We start from the raw sequence: 23,486 nt of genomic DNA on the forward strand, positions 1-23,486 counted from the left end.
GGCTCTCTTGGCATTACGCAAACTTTACCAATTATATTTGCTTATTTATTGCCTTGCTTATGCACATCAATGATAATCGTTTTATCAATGATTTGACCACAGACACGACAAACTCCTTGTTCTTTATATAGCGTTTTACAATAATCACAATAATATTGCTGCATTTGCTCACATCCAATATCTCTAATAGATTATTTTATGTAAGCTATGATGAATGTGCTTCTATTATGAAGCTTTTTTCAACTGAGATTTTGTTTCATTTTTTGGTTTATAAGAGACAAAGTAAGCTAGGCCAACAAACACAGCCCCTCCAACTACATTACCTAAAAAGGCAGGTATGATATTGCCAATGAAATCTACCCAAGTAAACGAACCTGCAAAAATCGCAGCTGGAATAACGAACATGTTGGCAACAACGTGCTGGAATCCAATCGCAACAAATGCCATAACCGGGAACCAAATAGCCAAAATTTTACCTGCAAAATCATGAGCACCATAAGCTAACCAAACAGCTAGGCATACGAGCCAGTTACAACCAATCGCTGAAACAAATGTTTGTAAGAATGTATCATCAATTTTTGCACCAGCAATCGCTACTGTTTTATCAAGGTATGGACCTGTCTCTGTTAATCCAACGACATGTCCAAAGAAATAAGCAACAAACAGTGCCCCTACAAAATTGGATAATAACACCCAAAACCAATTATTCAATAATTGCCCAAGACTAATTCTCTTTGAGAACAAAGCACTCGCAACTGACATCATGTTACCTGTAATTAATTCAGCCCCAGCCAATACTACTAATACAAGGCCTAAAGGGAAAACTGCTGCACCTAAAAACGATCCGAAACTTCCCCACTCTGCCGGTAAATTCCCAATAACACGAATGTCTAATAAAAATCCTAGTGCAATAAATGCCCCACCTAAAAAGCCTAAAACCAACAGCGACAAAAGTGGTATTTTCGTTTTTGCAACACCTGTTGCAATCGTCTGTTCCATAATTTCTTGCGGTTTACTAAATCCCATTCTAACTACCCCCTAAATAAAAAAGGCAGCACTCAGACATCCCTTACTTTTGTAAAGGATTTCAAAGAATGCTGCCTAACCCTTCTGCAATCCCCTACAGAAGTATCAGTCATCATATTTATATTGTTTGTAAAAAGAAATAAAACAGTGCTTGCCTTACTTCCATTTACCCATTGCAAACTATATGCTACCAAAAAACAAAAAATTTTACTAGACTATTTTTTATTTTTTTCGTGTAGCGAAGTATTTCTTTTTATAATAGGATTCGTTCAGGATAAGTATATATATTCATGTTGCCATTACGAATAAATCCAACAGTCGTAATTCCTAATTCCTCTGCTGAGCGCAAAGCAAACTCTGTTGGTGCAGATTTTGAGAGAATCATTTCACAACCAATTTTTGCTACCTTTAAAAGTATTTCTGAGGAGATTCTTCCTGTGAAAACAATAATCTTCCCTTTCATGCTGATGCCCTCTCTTAAACTATAACCATATATCTTATCAAGCGCATTATGCCTACCAATATCCATTCTGCTTAATAATATCCCATTTTTGTCACAAAGCGCAGCGCTATGTACACCACCTGTTTGTTTAAATGTAGTCGCAGACGCTTGTAATTGTTCCATTAACTGATTACATTCATTGACAGTTAATCGAATATTAACATCTTCCATTTTCTTAGCTGTTAATGCATCATTAACAAAAACAAAGCCTTGTCTACTCATACCACAACAAGAAGTAATATATCTTTTATTTTGGAAGTTTTGTATATAAGGATTTGTACGATCTGTTGTAACATGAACGAACCCTTCCTTTTCTTGTACCCATATATCTTTAATATGCTTGTAAGATCTTATGATACCTTCTGATGCAAGATAACCTATCACCATGTCCTCAATATATTCTGGTGTACATACCATTGTGACTAGCTCTTCTCCATTCAGCTTAACCGTTACTGCATATTCGGTAACAATGGTATCTTCCATTTTTTCAACTTTATTTCCAGTCACTCGTATGATTTTACGACTCGTTTCCACTTGCTTCATCTTTTCTCCTCTTTCTATGAATCTATGATATTTTTATCGAATACAAATACAGATATCGCCATATTCTCTTCCACTTTAATATCAGAAAACAAATGTAACAGCGTCGCACCGACCAATTCTTCCATTCCTTCTGGCGTACCTTCTGCATATACATCTTGAATCATTTTTGTTCTTGCTGAATGCACCATTTCTTTGCCATCTTCTGTACGAGAAATAAATTGTTCTGTCGGTGTGAGATTACCGTATAAAGTCGAAACGGCCATATTCTCTACAAACACTGTGTGGATTTTCTCCGGTCCCTTACCAAATAAGTCTTTTCTTAATTTACGAATGATATCATTAAACTCATGCACCATTTTTGACATCTTCTTTACCCCTTTATATAAGATTCTGTCTCAATTGTATAATCATAGTACATGCTTAAAAAAAATGAAAGGGGCTGCAAATAGGAAAAAAATTGCACGATGATTGCTTCACTGTTTCACAATACCAAAATTACCCTATTGGACTGTAATCGTTATAAGATTAAATTCATTATTGTTAAATTTAATTTTTAGCGCTATAATAACTAGTGGAATTGTTGGAGGGGTAATATTTTCATGTTGTCTCTCTATCAATGGTACTTTCTACATACTAAAAATGGTATGGATTGGTATAATAGCAAGCGTTGTTATTTAACTATTCCACCATGGATTATGCTCGCTTTTTGAAAGCGGTATAGTACATGGTGGTTTTTTTATTGGTTTAAGCAGAAACACTCACTTTATTCTCTTTAAACCATTGTTTGATCAAGTGTAAGGGGGAAACAAAATTGACTTCCAATGTAAACATTACAATTAATGGTGTGGATTATGAGGGGCATGAGGGGCAAACCATTCTCCAAATCATTAATCAAAATCAAATTGAACATCCACAGATTTGTTATTTACCAGAGGTTGACCCAATACAAACATGTGACACATGTATTGTAGAAGTAAATGGTCAACTTTTGCGCTCATGCTCGACTGTAGCAGAAAGTGGTATGAGTGTTAGCTTAAGCTCCAACCGTGCCAAAGAGGCACAAACAGAAGCAATGGACCGTATTTTAGAAAACCATTTACTGTATTGTACAGTTTGTGATAATAATAACGGCAACTGTAAAGTCCATAATACAGCTGAATTATTAGAGATTGAGCATCAAAAGTATCCTTATACGCCTAAAGAAGATAAATCGGCTGTCGATATGTCGCATCCTTTCTATCGTTATGATCCAAATCAATGTATTGCCTGTGGACAATGTGTTGAGATTTGTCAAAGTCTACAAGTAAATGAAACACTTTCAATTGATTGGGAAAGAGAAAGACCAAGAGTTATTTGGGACCAAGGTGTATCCATTGATGAATCGTCATGTGTTTCATGCGGACAATGTGTAACGGTTTGTCCATGTAATGCCTTAATGGAAAAATCAATGCTCGGTAATGCAGGTTTCATGACAAAGATTGATGATGAGATCATGACACCAATGATTGACCTTGTAAAAGAAGTAGAACCGAACTATGGCACGATTTTTGCTGTATCAGAAGTTGAAGCTGCGATGCGTGAAGAAAGAATCGAAAAAACAAAAACCGTTTGTACTTTCTGTGGTGTAGGTTGTTCGTTTGAAGTATGGACAAAAGACCGTGAAATTTTGAAAGTGCAACCAAGCCACGATGCACCAGTAAATGCAATTTCCACTTGTGTCAAAGGTAAATTCGGTTGGGATTTTGTTAATTCTGAAGAGAGAATTACAAAACCATTGATTAGAAAAGAAGGTCGCTTTGTAGAAGCTAGTTGGAACGAGGCATTAGACCTTGTAGCTAGTAAACTAGGAAGTATTAAAGAAGAATTCGGCAAAGATTCAATTGGCTTTATTTCTTCTTCAAAAATTACAAATGAAGATAGCTATTCATTACAAAAATTAGCTAGACAAGTATTTGAAACGAATAATATCGATAACTGCTCTCGTTATTGCCAATCACCAGCCACTGATGGCTTATTCAGAACTGTAGGTATGGGCGGTGACGCTGGAACCATTAAAGATATTGCTGAAGCAGGTCTTGTCATTATTGTTGGTGCAAACCCAGCAGAGGGTCACCCTGTTCTTGCTACACGTGTAAAAAGAGCCCATAAATACCACGGTCAAAAGTTAATTGTCGCAGACTTGCGTAAAAATGAGATGGCTGAACGTTCTGATATATTTATAAGTCCGAAACAAGGAACAGACCAAGTTTGGTTAATGGCTGTAACCAAATACATGATCGATCAAGGTTGGCATGATGCTGAATTTATTAAGGAAAATGTCAATTACTTCGATGATTTTAATGAAGTTTTAGAGAAATATACGTTAGCATATGCTGAAGAAACGACTGGTTTATCACAATCACAAATCATCGAAATTGCCGAAATGATTCGTGATGCTGACGGTACTTGTGTCCTTTGGGGTATGGGCGTTACGCAAAATACTGGTGGTTCTGATACTTCAGCTGCTATTTCTAACCTGTTATTAGCAACAGGTAACTATCGTCGCCCAGGTGCTGGAGCTTATCCATTGCGTGGACATAACAATGTACAAGGTGCATGTGATATGGGTACCTTACCTACTTGGTTACCAGGCTATCAACATATTACCGATGATATCGCTCGTGCGAAGTTTGAGAAAGCTTACGGAGTTGAAATCTCAGGTACACCAGGTTTAGATAATATTCAAATGTTACAAGCGATTGAAAAAGATGAAATGAAAGCAATGTACCTTGTTGGTGAAGACATGGCACTTGTTGATTCGGACGCGAACCATGTAGATAAAGTACTTTCTAGTCTTGACTTCTTTGTTGTTCAGGATATATTCTTCTCTCGCACAGCTCAATACGCTGACGTTATTTTACCTGCCGCACCATCACTAGAAAAAACAGGTACATTTACAAATACTGAGCGTCGTGTACAAAGATTGTACCAAGCGTTACCAACATTAGGAGACTCTAAACCTGACTGGTGGATTATTCAAGAAGTAGCTAATCGCCTAGGGGCAAATTGGACATATACACACCCTAGTGAAATCTTTGCTGAAATGGCGAGTCTTGCACCACTATTCTCTCAAGCAAGCTATGATGTACTAGAAGGTTGGGGTAGCTTCTTATGGGGAAGTCTTGATGGAGCAAGCACACCATTGTTATATGAAGATGGTTTTAACTTCCCAGACAAAAAAGCGCGTTTCGCCTTATCTGATTGGGCAGAACCTGCATATTTCCCTGAAGAATATGACCTCCATATTAATAATGGGCGTATGCTTGAACACTTCCATGAAGGAAATATGACCAATAAGTCAAGAGGCCTGACTGCAAAAGTACCAGATGTATTTGTGGAAGTATCAGAAGAACTAGCACAAGAAAGAAAACTTTCAGATGGCTCGACAGTAAGACTCGTCTCTCCATTTGGTGCAGTTAAATTGAATGTTCTAATTACAGACCGAGTGAAGAAAAACGAACTGTACTTACCAATGAATTCAGTTGATAAGGATTCTGCTATCAATTTCTTAACTGGTCCTTTATATGATAAACGAACGCGTACACCGGCTTATAAACAAACGAAAGTTCGTATGGAAATTTTAAATAACAAAGCCGGCGACAAACCATTACCAAAAACGAACCCGCGTAATAAAAAACGCAATCCACAAAACGGTGTGGAAGTTCAACGTAAATGGAATCGCGAAGGGTATGTTCATTTAACAGATCAATAAAGATTGGAGAGGTGATTCATTATGGCAGCGCCTATTACTGAAATTCATCGTGAGAGAAATGAAGCACTTGAACAAGAGCAAAAGCTTAACGAATTAAAATCATTACTCACTGAAAATGATCAAGCAGTACAAAGTATCATGGCTCTTATTGGCGAATTACAACAAGCAGGTATGCTTGATGCAGCCAATTCCATGTTAAAAGGGAAAGAACAAATTGCTAAAGTAGCACTTGGTCAAGTCACAAAAGAACCTGTAACCAACTTGATTAACACATTAATGGGTGCAACTGGTGCACTTATGCAAGCTGACCCTGAACAAACAACAAAACTCATTAAAAGTGCAGTATCAGGCATGGACGAAGGAAAAAACTTCTTACATGAAGAAAAGAAAATTGGTATTATGCAATTGGCCAAAGTTTTAAATGACCCTGATATTAATCGCGCTATTGGATTCGGTATTCATTTCCTTAAAGGCATGGGTAGGGAATTAAAAGAAGATAAATAATGCAGTAAACCTCCCACTCGATTGTTGTGGGAGGTTTTTCATTATCATTCACCCTGAGCAATATAAAAGTTATACAAAGAAAGATTCTCCCCCCTCTTCCTCTGGCTACATATAAAACCTAACTTATCGAGATAGAGGACTTCATCATCCTCCTTTCTTTTCTAGTTAATCGTTCACTTCCTAAAGCTATTCTTATACCATGACTTAATCTCATAGATGAGTGTCTATTTTGGTGCTCGATCTTCATTTCTGTTTTTTTCCTAAATGCAAGATTATCTACCTTATACAGCTTTGATGATCTATCATTAATCAAATACGACCGTTAGTTATCCCCCACGCAACCTCAACAAGCCCGTAAAAAAGGCTAACCCTATCAAGCTTTCAAGCCTGATTCTCTCATATGGAATCAATCCCCTTCAAATGTTTGTCAAGGTCCGTCACAGCAATGGTGGCCTTCTAAAAGGAGGTTTTATACGAAACGGGGTTTGCGCTATTTATCTTGTTGGTTCTTCTCTTTTATAGCGGGAATTGGGTTGCCCTACTTATCTTGTTGGTTCTTCTTTTTTTAGTAGCAGGGGTTAATTTCGCGCTACTCATCTTGTTGATTCTTCTCTTTTTAGTCGCGCATTTTGGGGTTACCCTACTCATCTTGTTGATTCTTCTCTTTTTAGTCGCGCTTTTTGATTTTGCCCTACTTATCTTGTCGCTTCTTCTCTTTTTAGTCGCGCTTTTTGATTTTGCCCTACTTATCTTGTTGGTTCTCCTCTTTTTAATCGCGCTTTTTGATTTTGCCCTACTTATCTTGTTGATTCTTCTCTTTTTAGTCGGGCATTTTGATTTTACCCTACTCATCTTGTTGATTCTTCTCTTTTTAGTCGCGCATATTGGGGTTACCCTACTCATCTTGTTGATTCTTCTCTTTTTAGTCGCGCTTTTTGATTTTGCCCTACTTATCTTGTCGCTTCTTCTCTTTTTAGTCGCGCATTTTGATTTTGCCCTACTTATCTTTTTGGTTCTCCTCTTTTTAATCGCGCTTTTTGATTTTGCCCTACTTATCTTGTTGATTCTTCTCTTTTTAGTCGCGCTTTTTGATTTTACCCTACTCATCTTGTTGATTCTTCTCTTTTTAGTCGCGCATTTTGGGGTTACCCTACTCATCTTGTTGGTTCTCCTCTTTTTAATCGCGCATTTTGATTTTGCCCTACTTATCTTGTTGATTCTTCTCTTTTTAGTCGCGCTTTTTGAGGTTACCCTACTCATCTTGTTGATTCTTCTCTTTTTAGTCGCGCTTTTTGATTTACCCTACTCATCTTGTCGCTTCTCCTCCTTTTAGTCGCGCATTTGATTTTGCCCTACTCATCTTGTCGCTTCTCCTCTTTTTAGTAGCGCATTTTGATTTTGCCCTACTCATCTTGTCTCGTGCCCTCTTTTTTTAGTAGTTTTATTGATTTACGCTACACTCACTTTACCCTCACGTTCATTTTAAGTAGCTCAGCTTGATTCTAATTATTGGCTTCCAAATCCAATTTACGAGGCGCTCAACTCTATTTTCTAATTTGAGTGACTTTAAAAGATACACCCATTTTTTATCCCTACTTGGATATAAGAGCAGTTTTGTAACCTTCCATTATCTCTACTATTTTTATATCCACAATTAGTTATTTTTTTATAAAAGGCAAAATTGATAGTCTTAAATTTAGCATATCTCTCTCTTTTTCTTCATAAGCATTTTAATAGAAAGGATGGATGATATGCAAAAATCACAAGGCTATCAGTTATTTCTATTTATTAACACTACTGCTCTCTCCATTACTATTGCTTGCATTTTTTTAGCAAGTACCGTCGCACTCGTCACAATAAAGATGTCTTCTGATATTGCTAGTTCTGTCATCAATGGACCTCAATCGCATTCCATTTATCTACACTTATTAAAAAGTGCTAACCAAAGTTTTATTAGTGAGGATGCGATTGAAGAAGTGGCTATCTCTGACCTTGCTTTTAAGTTTGCAACAAGTATTACACCTGAGGATCCACGAACATTCCTTGGTAGAGAACTTCCTTTATTCTCCTTTTTCGATGGCAAAATTCACATCGCTGGAAAAGGAACAGATTATACAACTTTACCAATTGAGTCAACAAACGTACCAATGGATAAATTAATAAAAGACAAAGAGACTATCGGAAACGATGATGATAATAACGATGACGAGCAGGAAGGAACAACTTCACCTAAAGAAAAAAATGTGTATATTTATCATTCACATAGCTATGAATCTTACCTTCCATTTATAAAAGAAGCACAAACAGCAGACGACGCTGTAAGTAATGATGAAAAGTATAATGTGATCTCAGTTGGTTCTAAACTACAAAAGGATTTACATGCTGAGGGTATCGGCGTTGAACATAACAGAACAAATATGACAGAAGCATTGCATAGTCAAGGATTACAGCATAATGATGCTTATACAAGGGCAAGAGATTTCGTTTCTGAGGCATTGGCTAGTAATAAAAACTTAACTTACATTATTGATATTCATCGAGATTCACAGAGAAAAGATGTCACTACTATTGACATTAATGGTAAAAGTTATGCTCGACTCTTCTTTGTTGTCGGTGCAGAGAGTAAGAATTACGAAAAAAATTTAAAACTGGCAGAAGATCTTAATAAAGCTGTAGAGGAAAAATACCCTGGTCTAAGTAGAGGAGTCTTAAAGAAAGATTACTCAGTAGGCAATGGTGTCTACAACCAAGACTTATCCGATCGCGCCATCCTTCTAGAAGTCGGCGGTGTCGACAATAACCGTGAAGAACTTGATAATAGTACAGATGCCTTTGCCGATATTTTTAGTGAATATTACTGGAAGCAAAAAGAAGTAGAATCTCAGTAATTAAACAGCGACTATTCATTTTGAGTAGTCGCTTTTTACTGGGGATATATTTAACTGTCACATTTCACCCTACTTACAATTGATATAGATAAAGAGATCAAAGGAATTTATAGTAGGGTTGATATAAACTTAATTATTGGGGAGATTATAAGATTCAAGTTCCGATTGGTGCAAGTGGAACGAACTCGAATTTTTAATTAAGTTGGTTAAGTAAATCGCTATTAAGCATTAATTAGTTTCTTTCATTCTTTCTTCTTAATTGACTTCATACTTATTTTAAATTTTACAAATCTGTGATGCAAATCTAATGTAATATCCCTTATAATGATAGTTGGAAACAATCGACTAATTATATTACAGAGGGGCGTATTTGAATGTTTAAAAAAATTGCTTCAGATGCATTAGGCTTATCAGATATCGGAAAAATTATAAAACCAGAGGATTTTGATAAAACACAATCAGATGATTTTGTACGTCATGAAGATAATGAAAAAATCTATTTTCTTATCATGACGAAAAGTGATGAATATTGCTTTACTAACTTAGGTTTAATTCATATTGATGGACAAAACGCAATCTCTTCAAAAAGAGTCATGAAGCGTTATCCTTACTTCCAATTTGACGTCAGTGACGTAAAGTTAGAAACTGCTGGTAAAATTGACTTAGATGTAGAGATTAAATTTAATCTTGGTAGTATCCCATTCAGTATTGATGTTGATAAAAAACAAGTAGATGAATTGAAAGATTTATATAAAGCCTTATTATATATTGCTGAAAAAGTGTATGAAAACAAAATTATGTTAAAAATGGCCAATGATAGCCTTGATAAAGCTGTGCAAGTTCTACATAATTCGAGAATCGGTGAACAAGATCTAGCAAAACAATTCCAAGCACTCACGGAATTTTCATTTAATTGGCTTGACTCAAGTAAAAATCAACTACATGAAAAAGACTTCGGTTCAGTGTTCGAAAAATACATTAATAACTAAACAGAAAAGGTTCTTGCCGATTATAGATGAAACAAAAGGCAAAGGCATGTCGTTTATACTTTCTTATGTATCAGCAGTTCGTAGTACATATCTAATAAAACGAGTTTTGCTCGAATATCTTGCATTTCCTTTAGATGTACGAGCAAATCCCTTTTGACGATTTCTCTCTCGATGAACGAGCAATCCTTTTTTCCTCTGCTATCATCCATTTTTATATCAAAGACGAATAATCAAATCGACTTTTAATGAATCGGATTTGAACCGCCTTTTTTTAAAGCAAAGAAAAGCAGCTGACTTGAATATCAGCTGCTTTCCATTACCTATTAAGAAGCTTTCGCTTGCTCAACTTCCTCTTCATTTACTCCACTCTTTTTGCCAAGCATATTAAAAACGATATTTAAAATAATTGCCGTTAAACTCCCAACCACAATTCCGCTTTCAGTAATTATACGGATATTTTCTGGTAGATTCGCAAAGATCGTTGGAACAAATGTAACCCCTACACCTAGCCCAACAGAACAAGCGATAATGAGTAGGTTTTCTTGTGAGTTAAAGTCTACTTTGCTTAACATTTTAATTCCTGATGCTATAACCATACCAAACATAGCAAGCATGGCTCCACCCAGCACAGAAGATGGGATAACTGTTGTTAAGGCACCGATTTTAGGTACTAACCCTAAAATGACTAAAAATGCACCAGCAACATAAATAACATTTTTGGTCTTTACACCTGATAATTGAATTAAACCTACATTTTGCGAAAAAGTTGTGTATGGAAATGCGTTAAAAATACCACCAAAGACGATCGCTAATCCTTCTGCACGATAACCGTTTGCTAAGTCTTTATCTTTTAATTTTTTATTCGTAATATCACCTAATGCGAAATATACACCCGTAGATTCGACAAGGCTGACCATTGCCACGAGAATCATTGTAAGAATCGGAATCAAATCAAATGTAGGCATTCCGAAATAAAATGGCTGTGGCATATGGAAGAATGACGCCTCGCCAACCGCTGAAAAATTCACTTTCCCCATGATAGAAGCAATAATCGTTCCGACAATAATACCAATTAAAATCGAAATAGCACGTACAAAGCCTTTTGTAAACTTATACAAAACTAAGATAACAAGAAGCGTTGTAAAAGCTAAGATAACATTTTCCGTTGAACCAAAATCTGGGCTACCTTCCCCGCCAGCCATATTATTCATAGCTACAGGAACTAAAGTTAATCCGATAATTGTCACAACTGATCCTGTTACAACAGGAGGGAAAAATCTAACCAATTTACCAAAGAAAGTAGCAACCAATATTACAAACAATCCAGAAACAAGAATGGCACCATAAATGGATGTAATACCATAGTTTCCGCCGATTGTAATCATCGGCCCTACTGCTGTAAATGTACAACCTAGGACAACAGGCAAACCGATACCAAAAAATTTATTCTTCCAAACTTGCAATAATGTCGCAATCCCACACATCATAATATCAATTGATACAAGATAGGTTAATTGCTCTGCTGTTAAACCTAGGGCACCACCAACAATCAATGGGACAATAACTGCTCCAGCGTACATGGCCAGCACATGTTGTATTCCTAGGGAAGCTAATTTCAACGGATTTTGATTCATTTTGAGGATTCCTCCATCTCTTCAACTTGTGTAAAAGTAACCTTGCTATTCGCAAGTGATTGAACAATTGCTAAAGATTCAACTTTATAACCTTTTTCGCGTAATTGTTTTCCTCCATCTTGGAATCCCTTTTCAATGACAATGCCCATACCAGCGATAGATGCTTTCGCTTGGTCCACGATATCCGCTAAGCCTAGAGCTGCCTGCCCATTTGCTAAGAAGTCATCAATAATTAACAGACGGTCATTTTCACTTATAAATTTTTGCGATACTGAAATCTCATTGGTTTCTTGTTTTGTAAATGAATACACCTCTGCAGTTAACAAATCATTAACCAATGTCAAGGATTTTCTCTTCCTAGCAAAGACAACAGGTACATTCAAATATAATCCAGTCATGACAGCTGGAGCAATTCCTGAAGATTCTAATGTAAGTATCTTCGTCACGCCTTCTTCTTTAAACCGAGCTGCAAATTCTTTGCCTATTTCTAACATAAGCTCAGGATCAATTTGGTGATTAAGAAAAGAATCTACCTTCAAAACAGTATCTGAAAGTACTTTTCCTTCTTGTTTGATTTTTTCTTTAAGCAGCTCCATAATTATCCCCCTTGGCTATAATACAAAAAACCTAAAAGTCATCCGCTTCACTTTCAACTTGAGTGCAGCAAGGACCTTTAGGTTTTAAAGGTGTGGAAACAAGAGCAGATAAAGACTACTCCTCCACTTGCTCACCCATAGTCAAATAATTTACGGTTATTCGGTAGAAACTCGCGGACCATATTTCCGCTATTATATGAATGACAACTATTAAGTTATTTAATTTGAATTACTATCATTATATCATGCGACTTCAAAAATTCAATAGGATAATGATAGAAAAAACGAACAATAGAGAATTTCATGTAATTATCATTCGTATATTATTGGTAATTTTCTAAAATCTCATTTTCCGTTACTCCGTTTATATAAAGAAATAACCATGATAAAAATGTTCCCTTCCCTTAAAATCATCTTTACTCTTGATATTTCTGCAAACAATATCATTTCTAACAAAAAAACATCTAAGCCTACTTCAATGAATAGGTTCAGATGTTTAAATATCTTAATAATCGTCATTATTGGGTGATTTCATCGCTTGTATAGCGCTTCCTTTTCTTTTGCGGTAAGTTCACCACAACAACTGAACTGACAATAAACAGGGCACCCACTACTTGTAACCAAACAAGGCTTTCATTAAATAATAATACACCCATTATTGTAGCAACCACAGGTTCAACTGTGGAAATGACTGCGGCTGTACTTCCTTCTGTTTTCTCTAACCCTTTTGTATAAAGAATATAAGCAAGTACTGTTGGTATAAGCCCTAGGCCAACACTTAAAAGCATGACATCAGTTTGCATGAAGAGTGTACTTTTCTCCCACAAACTTGTTATTGGTATAAGCACAACAGCTGCGATAATAAAAGTAAAAAATGTTACGGCAAACGGAGAATAGCGGTTGAGCGCAAATTTACCAAATATTGTATAAAGCGCATAACCAATACCTGAGCCTAAACCAGTAATTATACCTAAAATGGTTATTTGACTCTCTCCTAAAGCTAAGCCTGCAATTAATATACAACCTGCCATTGTCATAATAACGGCGATAATTTTATTTATTGTCATTTTCTCTTTTAAAAACATAAATGATAGAATCGTTACAAATGCAGGTGCTGTATAAAGAAATATAACTGCCATGGAAATACTCATCTCACTCATTGTCGTGAAATAACAAAAATTGAATAACACGATGCTACAAATGCCTGTACCCAGGAAGTACCGTACATCACCTACAGCGTGTAACTTCATCTCTTGGCGATAATGGATAACACCTATCAGCAATAAAAATAAAACAGCAAAAATAGCGCGAATCGCTACGATTTCCATTGAAGTGAAACCAGCAGAAGCTAATCCCTTCACAAATAAGCCAATAATTCCCCATAAACTTGCTCCAGCCGCAATCATTATAAAGGGCAGAATACGTTTCATCTTCCACTCCCCGTTTCTAGCGATATCTAGTTTAGTTGATAAATTGCACGATACTTATCTGTTAAATAATCAATAAGATATTGTACATTTAAGCCTTCTCCAGTTGCTGATTGAATGATTTCTAATGGCTCTTTCATACGCCCGTAGCGATGGACATTCTCAGTTAACCACTCTCTAATAGGGGTAAGATTGCCCTCTTCTAACAATTGATCAAACTCAGGTATACTCTTCAACATACTTTGTTTTAATTGTGCTGCGTACATATAGCCTAACGCGTAAGATGGGAAATATCCAAAGCTTCCGCCTGCCCAATGAACGTCCTGCAACACACCCTCAGCATCAGTTTTAGGGGTAACCCCTAAATATTCTTCATATTTTTCATTCCATAGCTGTGGTAAATCCTTCACTTCTATTTCATCATTAAATATTGCCTTTTCTAATTCATAGCGAATCATAATATGAAGTGGGTAGGTTAATTCATCCGCCTCAATACGAATCAAAGATGGCTTAGATTCATTAATTGCACGATAAAATTCATCTAAGGTAATGCGGTCAAATTGGTCTGGGGCATATTGATTGAGCAGTTCAAAATTATGTTCCCAGAACCCTTGATGACGACTAACAAAATTTTCGTAAAACAGTGATTGCGATTCATGGATTCCCATTGATGCGCCATCACAAAGAAGTGTATCTACCAACTCCTTAGAAATATTTTGCTCATATATGGCGTGTCCACCTTCATGAATCGTACCAAATACAGCCATGCGAAAATCATTCTCGTCATATCTCGTTGTAATACGGACATCTCCAGGATTAATACCAGTGGCGAATGGATGTACCGTATCATCTAGACGACCTGCATCAAAATCATAACCCATTTGATCAAGAATTTGCAGTGTGAATTCCTTTTGTTTTGCCTTCGGGAAAGTATCATAAAGGAAATCTGTACTTGGTTTATTCAGTGAGTCAGCGATGTCTTTCACTAATGGAACAATCGATTGACGTAACTTACCAAACACTTCATCTAAGGTTTTTACTGTCATCCCTGGTTCATATTGATCTAATAATGTATCGTATTTATGTTCTTTATATCCCCAGTAACCGATAAAACGTTTATTATAATACACAAGTTTTTCTAAATAGGGTAAAAACATTGCGAAATCAGACTTTTCTCGCGCTTCTTCCCAAATCGTTTCTGCATGTGCTTGAATTGTAACATATTCTTTATATTCATCTGCAGGTATTTTCTTGTTTAAGTCATACTCTTTCTTACATTCTTCTACCAATCTATTTGTCCGTTCTGAAAGACTCTCCTTTGCCTCTTTATTACTTAGTTTTCCTATGTATGCTGCCATCTCCTCGCTCGTTGACATTGCAAATAATTCAGAAGATAACATACTGATCGTTTCAGATCGTTGCTCGGCACCTTTTCTCGGCGCACCGGTTCTTAAATCCCAGTACATGAGTGAAACAGCCTCTTTATAAGCCATCATTTTTTTAACAAACGCTAAAAACTCTTTTTCAATGCTTAACATCGTCGCATTCATCTTCGTCTTTCCCCCTTCTTATTTCTAGGTTTATTTTAGCATATTCCTTTCTATAAAACTTGTTGTTTAATATCACTATATTGGCCTAACAGCGCTTCATTCTCAATTAACCATTTGTTTTTTCGCTTAATTTTAAGAAAAAAACTATTCATATATAATAAAAATCAACCAGTAGAATCAAAAAAAGAGAGACCAGACAAGTCTCTCCTTTTTCATTTTTACCGTATATTCACTTCCACAGGAAGTATTTTAAACACTTTATCTTTCACATCTCCAGGTTGATCATCTTCTAGTAATATATGCACTGTACCATGATCCTCATTTGTACGAATAAGACGGCCAATTCCTTGTCTCATGCGCAACAACATATAAGGCATGTCCACCTCTTCAAAAGCCTTACTTGTTTGTTCTCTTTTTGATTGGAACACTGGGTCATTAGGTGGAAAAGGTAATGAATAGATAAAGACATTTTCAAGCGATTCACCAGGAATATCCAGCCCTTCCCATAAATGAACCGACGCAAGAATGGACTGCTCTTCATTTTGGAATTTTGAAACGAGCGTACTGATTTCTGCTTCACCTTCAAAATAAATCGGGTAGGTAAGTTTTCCTTCTGCATAGTCTTTAAACAATGCTAACTCTTCTTTCTTTGAAAAAAGAAGTAAACTACCACCTTGCACTTTATTTAATTGCGCAATCATATAATCCATTTTTTGTTGATGGTCGCCTGTCTCAAAGAATGGTGCCAAGGCAGTCATATTATTTTCGTAATCAAATGGTGATTCTACTGTGAAGGAAAGAAAATCATCCACACCTAAGCTTTTCGCAATATAGTTAAACGATTGGTCTTCAGATAAAGTTGCTGATGAAAAGATAAAAGGAATGTTCTGAGAGAATACTTCCTCTCTCATAATTTCTTCTACCAATCTCGGCATAATGATCAATGTTCTTTCTTCTTTTTCTTCTTCAAACCAGGCGATACCACTTTGGTCTTTAATAAATAGTGATAAAGAATAGGATATCTGCTCAAGATACTCTTCAACAACCTTTAGTTCGTATTCATTAATGACATACATTTCACTCTCAAACACGAGTTCTTCTTCTAGCTGACTAATATGGGCAAATAGTTTTTTCGCCTCGTCTATTAAAGCTTTCTCTCGTTTAATCATTTGTTTTTCAGAGCCTGTAATTTTCTCAGTCGTTTGTGATAGTATGCGAAAGAACATTTCACTTTGGTAAATTGTATCTTCAATTGTATGCAATGTTTTTTCACGTACATCGTTCGCCATTAATCTCGTTAATAAAGACTCTAAAATTTGTTCAGTTAGTCGATAAGTTAAAGCTTTTTGAGCAGCATATTCTAACAAATGTCCTTCATCAAAGACAACACTTGAAGCTTCTGGCAATAGTGGTAGCTGTCCTTCTCGCTTCCTTGATTCCTTTGTCCAAATATGTTCCATATAAAAATCATGCGAGCAAATAATGATGTCTGTTGATTGGCGATAATGGTCTCGATGCAATGTTTGTCCACAACGGTGACGTTTTTCACAAGTGAAACAATCTTGCAAAGAGTCCCAACCAATCTGCTCCCATTGATCATCAGTCAGCTCCGGATAGCTTTTGCGATCACCATAAGGAGTAAACTTTTTCATCGAGACATTTTCCTCAACAAAAGATGGGAGGCTTTCGTGTACATCCATAAAGATATCATCACTATCAATCGATGCTAGCTGTTTATCCAGCTTATTCAAACATAAATATTGCTCTCTTGATTTAGCTAAACGAACATCGATATTTAAATTTAAAGCTTTCTCTAACTTGGCAATATCTCCTTCTGGCTTTACTAACTGTTCAATTAACGTTTCATCAGCACAAGCAATAATCGCAGGCTGGTGGCGGTACCGCGCGTAACAAAGGGCATATAATAAATAGACTATGGTTTTTCCTGTTCCCACTCCTGCTTCAGCAAATACGACCTTTCGATCTTTCATCGCATTTTCTAATTGGAAGGCCATATAAATTTGTTCATCGCGTATATCAAATCCACTCTCTGGAAGTAGATCATAGAATACATCACCAATCCAATCCCCAAGTTTCTCGTAGAATGATTCTGTTTTTTCAACCGTAAACGGCATCTGACTCTGTTGCATGACGTTCCCCCGTTTTCTTCTTTTATGAACCCTATTGTAGCAAAAAAAAGTCGAAACCCCTCAATCATACAAGGTTTCGATAAGCGATTACTATCTCTTTAATTTATTTTTGATAATGAATACGATAATGCATGCCTAATTTCTTGTTGGGCAGATTGCAATTTTTTTAGTGCATCACTATCTTTCATTTGATCTGTTGATATCGCTTGTATAGATCCATCAATTGCTTGCATTATTTTGTGAAAATCAATTTGCGTATCTTTCATTATCATGACCTCCATGAACCATTCGATATATGTATTCTATTCACTTTTATGGCATCATATACCTGCTTTAAAAAGAGAAATACAATCATAAATCTCATGGAGAGTCCATTAATTATTGCGTGGAGGTCGCTTGCCCCAATATTGATAGTAGTCTGTTTTAATAAACCCATTAAAAAGTTTTCTTTTCTTTGTTGCAGGTTTTCCAAACACTTGTTCAAATTCTTCATCAGAAGTAAGGATATAAATAGACCATGTATCAAGTAAAGACAAAGCTTCACCCATTTCTTTATACATTCTTTGGACTGCTGGTTTATCACCTAACCGCTCACCATATGGCGGATTTCCTACAATGACACCGTAGTCCTTTGTTGTTGTAAAATCACGTACTTGCATCTGTTTAAATTGCACAAGATCGCCAAGTCCCGCTTCAAAAGCATTCTCTTCAGCAATTTTCACCATTCGATGATCGATATCCGTTCCAGTAATGTCTAGTGGTTGATCATAATTAGCAAGATCTTCCGCTTCCATTCTTACCTCATCCCAAACTTTAGTAGGGATAATGCCCCAACCTTCTGAAACAAATTCTCTGTTAAAACCAGGAGCGATATTCTGACCTATTAAAGCAGCTTCAATAGGTATCGTTCCTGACCCGCAAAAAGGATCGACAAATGGTTTGTCTGGATGCCAATTAGTAAGCATGATCAGTGAAGCTGCTAAAGTTTCCTTTATTGGCGCTTCACCTTGTCCAGTTCGATAACCTCTTTTATGCAATCCACTTCCACTCGTATCGATTGTTATTGTTGCTACATCCTTAAGAAGAGCCACTTCAATCTTGTACAATGGGCCATTCTCATCTAACCAACCATTTGTTTTATAATTATGCCTCAATCGTTCGACAATCGCTTTTTTTACAATTCCTTGACAATCAGGAACACTGAATAGTTTGGACTTAACGGATTTACCCGAAACAGGAAACTCTGCATTTTCCGGAAGAAATGCTTCCCATGGTAAAGCCTTTGTTTTCTCAAATAATTCATCAAAAGTTTTTGCTTTAAATTCTCCCACTTTGATTTTGATACGATCAGCAGTTCTTAACCACATATTGCTTCGTGCAATCGCATGCGCATCACCTTCAAAAGTGATTTTTCCATTATCAACTTGACATTCATAGCCAAGCGCACGAACTTCCTTGGCTACAAGTGCCTCTAGCCCCATTGCAGAGGTGGCAATCAATTGAAATTTAGACACAACGTTCATCCTTTTATCTCTTATTCGGTCTCGCTTAACAGCAAGTTTATTAAGTCTAAGCATATAATTTCGTTTATTAAAGTACACCTAATTAACTGATTTCTATTCTTTAATTGAAAGAAAAGCTCTCCTTATAATAGGAGAGCCTATAATTTCTTTTTTTACATTAATTCCGTTCTGTAAGCCATGTTTTGTTCTACGTACTACAAACGGCAATGTATTGCCTCGTACATAGTGGTAATCATCTATCTACAGACGAATACGCCTGTCCTTCCTATCAGTTCATTTCCTTTAGGAAAGTGCCCCTACCATAATTTGGGTTTCTCACTCGCGGGGTTTACCTCGTTCCACTCTTCTCATTTCTGAGAAGACTTCGTCACTGTGGCACTTTTATAGGTATTCATACCCTATCTTTAAAAAGACTTAGGTATTTTCCCTGCCGTCAACTGTTAAAGTTGCCCTAGCTTATGTCTTCGCCAGGCACGAACACTACTGGCATCTCAGCCTGTGTGAGCATGGACTTTCCTCTACAATTTAAAAAATTGCAGCGATTACCCGAACGTTATTAATGATACAACGAATATTATATGTAATATTCTTATGAATAGCAAGGGCTTTTTTGAAAGTCACTAATGTTTAATTAATCGTACAATTTACTCCCAAATACATGCTTCTCTAAATTTGATAACCTTTTAAGGATATCAAAATTTGTTGTACCAGCTGGTTGAGAAGCTGCTTGTGGTCTTTTATTATTAGACTCCTCAAGTTCTTTTCTTAATTTCAAGTTTTCATGTTGTAATTCTTCAATTTCAGTGTGGAAGGTTTCATAATCTTTAATAATTAAATCTAAAAACTTATCTACATCTTCAGGTTTGTAGCCTCTCATGGCGGTTTTAAATTCTTTTTCTAATATATCCTTACTTGTTAATTTTACTTTATCAGATAGCATTATACTCACCTCTAGTATCGCCAATAGTATTCTTTATTTTTTCAAATAACAACACTTTTGTCAATTTAATTTATCGGTTTCACGCGTTAAAATCCACTTTGGGTCATTTGATCTTCTTCTACTATTAATTGTATATCATAAAACGAGATTTGATGTATGGAGTAATTTTTTTTATTTTGATAATTAAGTGCCTCTTCAAATAAATATTTGGGAGACCCTTCTTTTTCCGTATCATAAAAAAGGATAAGACAATCACTCTTCGATAGATGAAAAATGTTTTTCATTTTAAATTGATTAGGATTTTCATAAGGCTTACGCGAAACTGCATCAACATAATCAGCACTTGCTACAATTGATTCATACCATTCCTTATTATCTTCTTTCCAATTCCCCTCTACATTTAAAAAAGGCGTAATCACACCTAACTGTAAGTGTTCAAATCCTTCCTCCTGCAACTCGTACACGACCTCTGCAGCCCATAGCTCCGTTCCAAGCTGTCCACTAATGAGCACCCACTCTAATCCTTCATCAAGTAATGAAAGCAATTGTTTTTTTATGGCTCTTTTAATATACGTCACTGCTTGTTCATCTTTTTTAAAAATTCCTAATTCGAAAGGCTTATAACCTGATACAGTGGTTACTTTTACCAATTTTAACTTCTCCTTGCGTCTATTTCAAATACTTATTAGCCTAATTTTAACATATTCCCTTATTTAAATCGAAAGATTATAAAGAGAGGACAAGATATCTTTAGTTTTAACGTAATGATACCTGGAAATGATAGAGTTTCTCTTCCCTTATATGTCGAACCAATCTTTTCTAATAAGTGAACTTTTTAAACCAGCTTTATTTTTATTCCTACATTAATCGTATATTTACGAGCAAGTTTCTCAGCTTTCTTTCCTCACTTTGCTCATTATTGAGAAAGTTCGGATAGCAAACCGAAATTCAATCATAATATGCCCTCCAAATACATGTTGTATATTCTTTTTCTCACGCTATTAGTGAATAATTAAAAAAGGACCCATACAATATTATGAGCCCTTTAGTGATTCATGTTCAATACCTTCTAAACCTTCTGTTGAAAGGATGAACTGGCAAAGGGCGATACGGTACTTGCCCATGTAAAGCCGGTACTTCTGAAGAAGGATGATTGAAATGTACATGCTGATAATTAATATGTTTCACTGTTGTCGTATGACTGGGATGAAAATGTGGAATAATGATGGTCTCATAAACATGGTTAACATGATGATTAGTTGGATGAACAATCGGTTGCAAGTCATTTGGTTTAGGTGGAAATTGGTGCATAAAAATCTCTCCTCTCAATCGATAAAAAAACCTTTTTTTCATTCTATGAGAAGTTAGGAAATCTGCCCTGAGAAATTCACCTATAATCGCACCCAAATTATTTCATTATATAAATAGTAAACTATAAAAACTATCCTTCATCGTGGTCATAAACACGGCTGTAATAATAACGACAAAAAAGAAAATATATAAAATAGCTCTGTACATTTAAATATCATCCTCGCAATTAGCATTCATTTCATACACGGAATATTGTACAAGGAAATATCTTATAAAACAACTAAGAAAGTTGTCCTTTTTAGTGGTGTTTTTTTACAAATACAAATCCGAATGTCGCAAACGAAGTAAGTCTAAAGTCTTATAGAATTTCAGACAGCAATCTGTCGGCAAAGAACCTTTCCTCTTTCTATAATAGGATTGAAGAAAGAAATGGAGGTTTTCCAATGACAAAGATATGGTCAAACGGCGCAGCTGTTGCTCAAGTAAGAGTCGCACGTCCGACAAATCAACTAACAGAAATAGAACGGTTTTATTGCAGCGGTTTAGGGTTACAAAAGATAGGGTCTTTCCAAGGTCATAGTGGATATCAAGGTATAATGATTGGTTTACCAAATGCTAGTTATCACTTAGAAATAATCCAACACGAATCTGGACAGCCTGTTCCTTCACCTACAAAAGAAGACCTATTAGTTTTTTATATTCCTCAATTATCAGAAATCCTAGAAATAAAAAATAGGTTGCATAGCTTGGGATACCACTCTGTTTTACCAGAGAACCCGTACTGGGAGGAGAAGGGTTTCACATTTGCAGACCCTGATGGCTGGGGAGTCATTTTAATGAATACTTCAGGTATATAAACAAAGCTTTCCACCGGGACAATTACTCATCCTGGTGGATTCTTTTCTGTAATTTCCTTAAGAGTCTTTCACGCCGTTTATACAGACTCTCTTTATGCTTTTTATATTTCTCTTTCGTTTCAATTTGCTTTAACGCCTTATCTGTATATTGTATCGCTCTCATGAGATCAGGCAGCCTGTGTTCATATATTTTTGCCAACTCAACACATGCGCTAAATTTTTCTTGGTCATCACCATCAGAGGAAACCATCTGCCATAACTCTGCTGCTTTCCCCCATTGCTTTTTCTTTTTTAACTGCCAAGCCAGCTGATGTTTCGCTTTTATACCTGCCACATCATTCATTTGTGCTAATTCTTCATACCCCTCTTGCGCTTTTTTGATTTCACCAATAGAGCTAAACCACCTTGCTGTCTCATAGGCTTCTCTTGTGGTTTGCTCTTTATCTAACCCTAGTAATTGGTTAGACAAGTGGATATATAATGTGATCAGTGAGAGGATGTCTATTTCATTATGTTTCATTATACCTAGCATGCCTTCAGGGTTTTTAGTATCTAAATAATCAAAGTAAATCATCGGCGCAAGATAACCTGGGATATCATCCTCTCTTTTTACACCTAATACTTCTCTTTCAACAATAGATAACTTCGTCCGCTCAAGTTTATGTTTCCATAACCTTCTTGAAGCATGATATAAATCAAAATGACCGAATGGCGGTAGTTTGGGTAAATGTTCTCGAATTAATGTATGCCGTGTTTGTAACTGGGGCCAATCAAACGCTTTACCGTTATAGGTCACCATGGTTGTATAATCAATTGATTCTAAGAAGCTTTTATATAGAGCGATTTCTCCTCCAGGGTCAGGTAATATATGTTGTTTTAATGTGACGCCTTTTCGACTCACGCTCGCATACCCTAATAAGAAAATCGTATTGCCTACTCCACCTCCAAGCCCTGTCGTTTCAGTATCAAAAAAGAACAAATCCTCTGCTTGATGGCCTCTCGCTGTTAATGGGTGACTCTCGGTAGTTTCGTTCCATTTTTCAATGACCTTATATAATTCTTGAAAGCGGTAATTTCCATGTAAGTAATCTAAGGGATAATGAATTTCTCTAATGAGACAAGTACTACCTTCTATATCATGATAAGGAGAAACATGGTGTTGTTGCCATACGTCTTGGAAAGGGAAAACGGATGGGGATTTCTGCTCTACTTCTACTTTTTTTTCGGTAGTATGAGACATATGTGATTGTAAACGATTCAATTTATTTTTTAATGACACACTTCTCACCTACTCC

At 36.1% G+C, this 23,486-nt stretch carries 21 protein-coding genes, 1 other RNA gene and 1 riboswitch; of the genes, 6 read left to right on the forward strand and 16 right to left on the reverse strand.

Annotated elements, in window-relative coordinates; all coding sequences use genetic code 11:
- Window positions 1-41: 41 nt before the first annotated feature.
- From U9M49_RS06935 to U9M49_RS06950, 4 genes are all read right to left on the reverse strand, one after another.
- The gene (locus tag U9M49_RS06935; RefSeq protein ID WP_263624244.1) at window positions 42-164 is read right to left on the reverse strand and encodes a hypothetical protein; all 123 of its coding nucleotides are present in this window, start codon (window positions 162-164) and stop codon (window positions 42-44) included.
- Window positions 165-225: 61 nt separating this feature from the next.
- Entirely contained in the window at window positions 226-1,026 is an 801-nt protein-coding gene (locus U9M49_RS06940; protein WP_095372822.1) for a formate/nitrite transporter family protein, read from the reverse strand.
- A gap of 253 nt (window positions 1,027-1,279) precedes the next feature.
- Complete coding sequence (gene fdhD / locus U9M49_RS06945) at window positions 1,280-2,071, reverse strand: formate dehydrogenase accessory sulfurtransferase FdhD (RefSeq protein ID WP_095372821.1); 792 nt, start codon at window positions 2,069-2,071, stop codon at window positions 1,280-1,282.
- Window positions 2,072-2,085: 14 nt separating this feature from the next.
- Window positions 2,086-2,436, reverse strand: a complete 351-nt coding sequence (locus U9M49_RS06950) for a DUF2294 domain-containing protein (RefSeq protein WP_095372820.1) — start codon at window positions 2,434-2,436, stop codon at window positions 2,086-2,088.
- A gap of 446 nt (window positions 2,437-2,882) precedes the next feature.
- On the opposite strand from U9M49_RS06950, the gene fdhF reads away from it, so the two are divergent.
- The 5 genes from fdhF to U9M49_RS06975 all read left to right on the forward strand — a co-directional run bounded on the left by fdhF (window position 2,883) and on the right by U9M49_RS06975 (window position 10,203).
- A complete protein-coding gene (gene fdhF / locus U9M49_RS06955) occupies window positions 2,883-5,822 on the forward strand; it encodes a formate dehydrogenase subunit alpha (protein WP_322909542.1) in 2,940 nt (979 codons plus the stop codon).
- Between the two features lie 21 nt (window positions 5,823-5,843).
- A complete protein-coding gene (locus U9M49_RS06960) occupies window positions 5,844-6,326 on the forward strand; it encodes a DUF1641 domain-containing protein (RefSeq protein WP_095372818.1) in 483 nt (160 codons plus the stop codon).
- Between the two features lie 547 nt (window positions 6,327-6,873).
- Window positions 6,874-7,659, forward strand: coding sequence for a hypothetical protein (locus tag U9M49_RS06965; RefSeq protein ID WP_322909543.1), 786 nt, complete (start codon window positions 6,874-6,876; stop codon window positions 7,657-7,659).
- Between the two features lie 418 nt (window positions 7,660-8,077).
- Window positions 8,078-9,214 carry a stage II sporulation protein P gene (spoIIP, locus tag U9M49_RS06970; RefSeq protein WP_157733948.1) on the forward strand — a complete coding sequence of 379 codons (1,137 nt, stop codon included), beginning with the start codon at window positions 8,078-8,080 and terminating at the stop codon, window positions 9,212-9,214.
- Window positions 9,215-9,588: 374 nt separating this feature from the next.
- Window positions 9,589-10,203, forward strand: a complete 615-nt coding sequence (locus tag U9M49_RS06975) for a PH domain-containing protein (protein WP_095372815.1) — start codon at window positions 9,589-9,591, stop codon at window positions 10,201-10,203.
- Between the two features lie 323 nt (window positions 10,204-10,526).
- On the opposite strand, the gene U9M49_RS06980 is transcribed toward U9M49_RS06975, so the two are convergent.
- From U9M49_RS06980 to U9M49_RS07030, 11 genes are all read right to left on the reverse strand, one after another.
- Window positions 10,527-11,837 (reverse strand): nucleobase:cation symporter-2 family protein, encoded by a 1,311-nt coding sequence (locus U9M49_RS06980; RefSeq protein ID WP_307313109.1) that lies wholly within the window; start codon window positions 11,835-11,837, stop codon window positions 10,527-10,529.
- Window positions 11,834-12,433 carry a xanthine phosphoribosyltransferase gene (locus tag U9M49_RS06985; protein ID WP_095372813.1) on the reverse strand — a complete coding sequence of 200 codons (600 nt, stop codon included), beginning with the start codon at window positions 12,431-12,433 and terminating at the stop codon, window positions 11,834-11,836. Before U9M49_RS06985 ends, U9M49_RS06980 begins: the two co-directional genes overlap by 4 nt.
- A 118-nt stretch (window positions 12,434-12,551) precedes the next feature.
- Window positions 12,552-12,653: riboswitch (purine riboswitch) on the reverse strand.
- Between the two features lie 298 nt (window positions 12,654-12,951).
- Window positions 12,952-13,863 carry a DMT family transporter gene (locus U9M49_RS06990; RefSeq protein ID WP_322909544.1) on the reverse strand — a complete coding sequence of 304 codons (912 nt, stop codon included), beginning with the start codon at window positions 13,861-13,863 and terminating at the stop codon, window positions 12,952-12,954.
- Window positions 13,864-13,889: 26 nt separating this feature from the next.
- A complete protein-coding gene (locus U9M49_RS06995) occupies window positions 13,890-15,410 on the reverse strand; it encodes a carboxypeptidase M32 (RefSeq protein ID WP_095372811.1) in 1,521 nt (506 codons plus the stop codon).
- A 218-nt stretch (window positions 15,411-15,628) separates the two neighbouring features.
- Window positions 15,629-17,560 carry an ATP-dependent DNA helicase gene (locus tag U9M49_RS07000; protein WP_322909545.1) on the reverse strand — a complete coding sequence of 644 codons (1,932 nt, stop codon included), beginning with the start codon at window positions 17,558-17,560 and terminating at the stop codon, window positions 15,629-15,631.
- A 98-nt stretch (window positions 17,561-17,658) separates the two neighbouring features.
- A complete protein-coding gene (locus tag U9M49_RS07005) occupies window positions 17,659-17,826 on the reverse strand; it encodes a hypothetical protein (protein ID WP_157733946.1) in 168 nt (55 codons plus the stop codon).
- A 108-nt stretch (window positions 17,827-17,934) separates the two neighbouring features.
- Entirely contained in the window at window positions 17,935-19,083 is a 1,149-nt protein-coding gene (locus tag U9M49_RS07010) for a THUMP domain-containing class I SAM-dependent RNA methyltransferase (protein ID WP_416337088.1), read from the reverse strand.
- Between the two features lie 166 nt (window positions 19,084-19,249).
- Window positions 19,250-19,637, reverse strand: an RNA gene (rnpB, locus tag U9M49_RS07015) — RNase P RNA component class B.
- Between the two features lie 77 nt (window positions 19,638-19,714).
- Window positions 19,715-20,023 (reverse strand): cell division regulator GpsB, encoded by a 309-nt coding sequence (gpsB, locus tag U9M49_RS07020; RefSeq protein ID WP_095372809.1) that lies wholly within the window; start codon window positions 20,021-20,023, stop codon window positions 19,715-19,717.
- A gap of 86 nt (window positions 20,024-20,109) precedes the next feature.
- Window positions 20,110-20,673, reverse strand: coding sequence for a DUF1273 domain-containing protein (locus tag U9M49_RS07025; protein ID WP_322909547.1), 564 nt, complete (start codon window positions 20,671-20,673; stop codon window positions 20,110-20,112).
- Window positions 20,674-21,082: 409 nt separating this feature from the next.
- Entirely contained in the window at window positions 21,083-21,334 is a 252-nt protein-coding gene (locus tag U9M49_RS07030; RefSeq protein WP_095372807.1) for a CotD family spore coat protein, read from the reverse strand.
- A 443-nt stretch (window positions 21,335-21,777) separates the two neighbouring features.
- On the opposite strand from U9M49_RS07030, the gene U9M49_RS07035 reads away from it, so the two are divergent.
- Window positions 21,778-22,191: a VOC family protein gene (locus tag U9M49_RS07035; RefSeq protein WP_095372806.1), complete on the forward strand. Its 414-nt coding sequence runs from the start codon at window positions 21,778-21,780 to the stop codon at window positions 22,189-22,191.
- Between the two features lie 22 nt (window positions 22,192-22,213).
- Here the strand turns inward: U9M49_RS07035 and U9M49_RS07040 are convergent, their stop codons facing one another.
- Entirely contained in the window at window positions 22,214-23,470 is a 1,257-nt protein-coding gene (locus U9M49_RS07040) for a ribonuclease H-like domain-containing protein (RefSeq protein ID WP_322909548.1), read from the reverse strand.
- Window positions 23,471-23,486 lie beyond the last annotated feature (16 nt).

This window comes from Cytobacillus sp. OWB-43, from assembly GCF_034651445.1.
GTDB lineage: Bacteria > Bacillota > Bacilli > Bacillales > Cytobacillaceae > Cytobacillus > Cytobacillus kochii.

Excerpts from the sequence above, each read along its gene's own strand:
- U9M49_RS06960 (WP_095372818.1), top strand. The coding sequence starts at position 5,844 with ATGGCAGCGCCTATTACTGAAATTCATCGTGAGAGAAATGAAGCACTT.
- U9M49_RS06975 (WP_095372815.1), top strand. The coding sequence starts at position 9,589 with ATGTTTAAAAAAATTGCTTCAGATGCATTAGGCTTATCAGATATCGGA.
- U9M49_RS07030 (WP_095372807.1), bottom strand. The coding sequence starts at position 21,334 with ATGCACCAATTTCCACCTAAACCAAATGACTTGCAACCGATTGTTCAT.
- U9M49_RS07000 (WP_322909545.1), bottom strand. The coding sequence starts at position 17,560 with ATGCAACAGAGTCAGATGCCGTTTACGGTTGAAAAAACAGAATCATTC.
- gpsB (WP_095372809.1), bottom strand. The coding sequence starts at position 20,023 with ATGCTATCTGATAAAGTAAAATTAACAAGTAAGGATATATTAGAAAAA.
- U9M49_RS07005 (WP_157733946.1), bottom strand. The coding sequence starts at position 17,826 with ATGAAAGATACGCAAATTGATTTTCACAAAATAATGCAAGCAATTGAT.
- U9M49_RS07010 (WP_416337088.1), bottom strand. The coding sequence starts at position 19,083 with ATGAACGTTGTGTCTAAATTTCAATTGATTGCCACCTCTGCAATGGGG.
- U9M49_RS06990 (WP_322909544.1), bottom strand. The coding sequence starts at position 13,863 with ATGAAACGTATTCTGCCCTTTATAATGATTGCGGCTGGAGCAAGTTTA.
- U9M49_RS06980 (WP_307313109.1), bottom strand. The coding sequence starts at position 11,837 with ATGAATCAAAATCCGTTGAAATTAGCTTCCCTAGGAATACAACATGTG.
- U9M49_RS06995 (WP_095372811.1), bottom strand. The coding sequence starts at position 15,410 with ATGAATGCGACGATGTTAAGCATTGAAAAAGAGTTTTTAGCGTTTGTT.
- U9M49_RS06985 (WP_095372813.1), bottom strand. The coding sequence starts at position 12,433 with ATGGAGCTGCTTAAAGAAAAAATCAAACAAGAAGGAAAAGTACTTTCA.
- U9M49_RS06950 (WP_095372820.1), bottom strand. The coding sequence starts at position 2,436 with ATGTCAAAAATGGTGCATGAGTTTAATGATATCATTCGTAAATTAAGA.
- fdhD (WP_095372821.1), bottom strand. The coding sequence starts at position 2,071 with ATGAAGCAAGTGGAAACGAGTCGTAAAATCATACGAGTGACTGGAAAT.
- spoIIP (WP_157733948.1), top strand. The coding sequence starts at position 8,078 with ATGCAAAAATCACAAGGCTATCAGTTATTTCTATTTATTAACACTACT.
- U9M49_RS06940 (WP_095372822.1), bottom strand. The coding sequence starts at position 1,026 with ATGGGATTTAGTAAACCGCAAGAAATTATGGAACAGACGATTGCAACA.
- U9M49_RS06935 (WP_263624244.1), bottom strand. The coding sequence starts at position 164 with ATGCAGCAATATTATTGTGATTATTGTAAAACGCTATATAAAGAACAA.
- U9M49_RS07035 (WP_095372806.1), top strand. The coding sequence starts at position 21,778 with ATGACAAAGATATGGTCAAACGGCGCAGCTGTTGCTCAAGTAAGAGTC.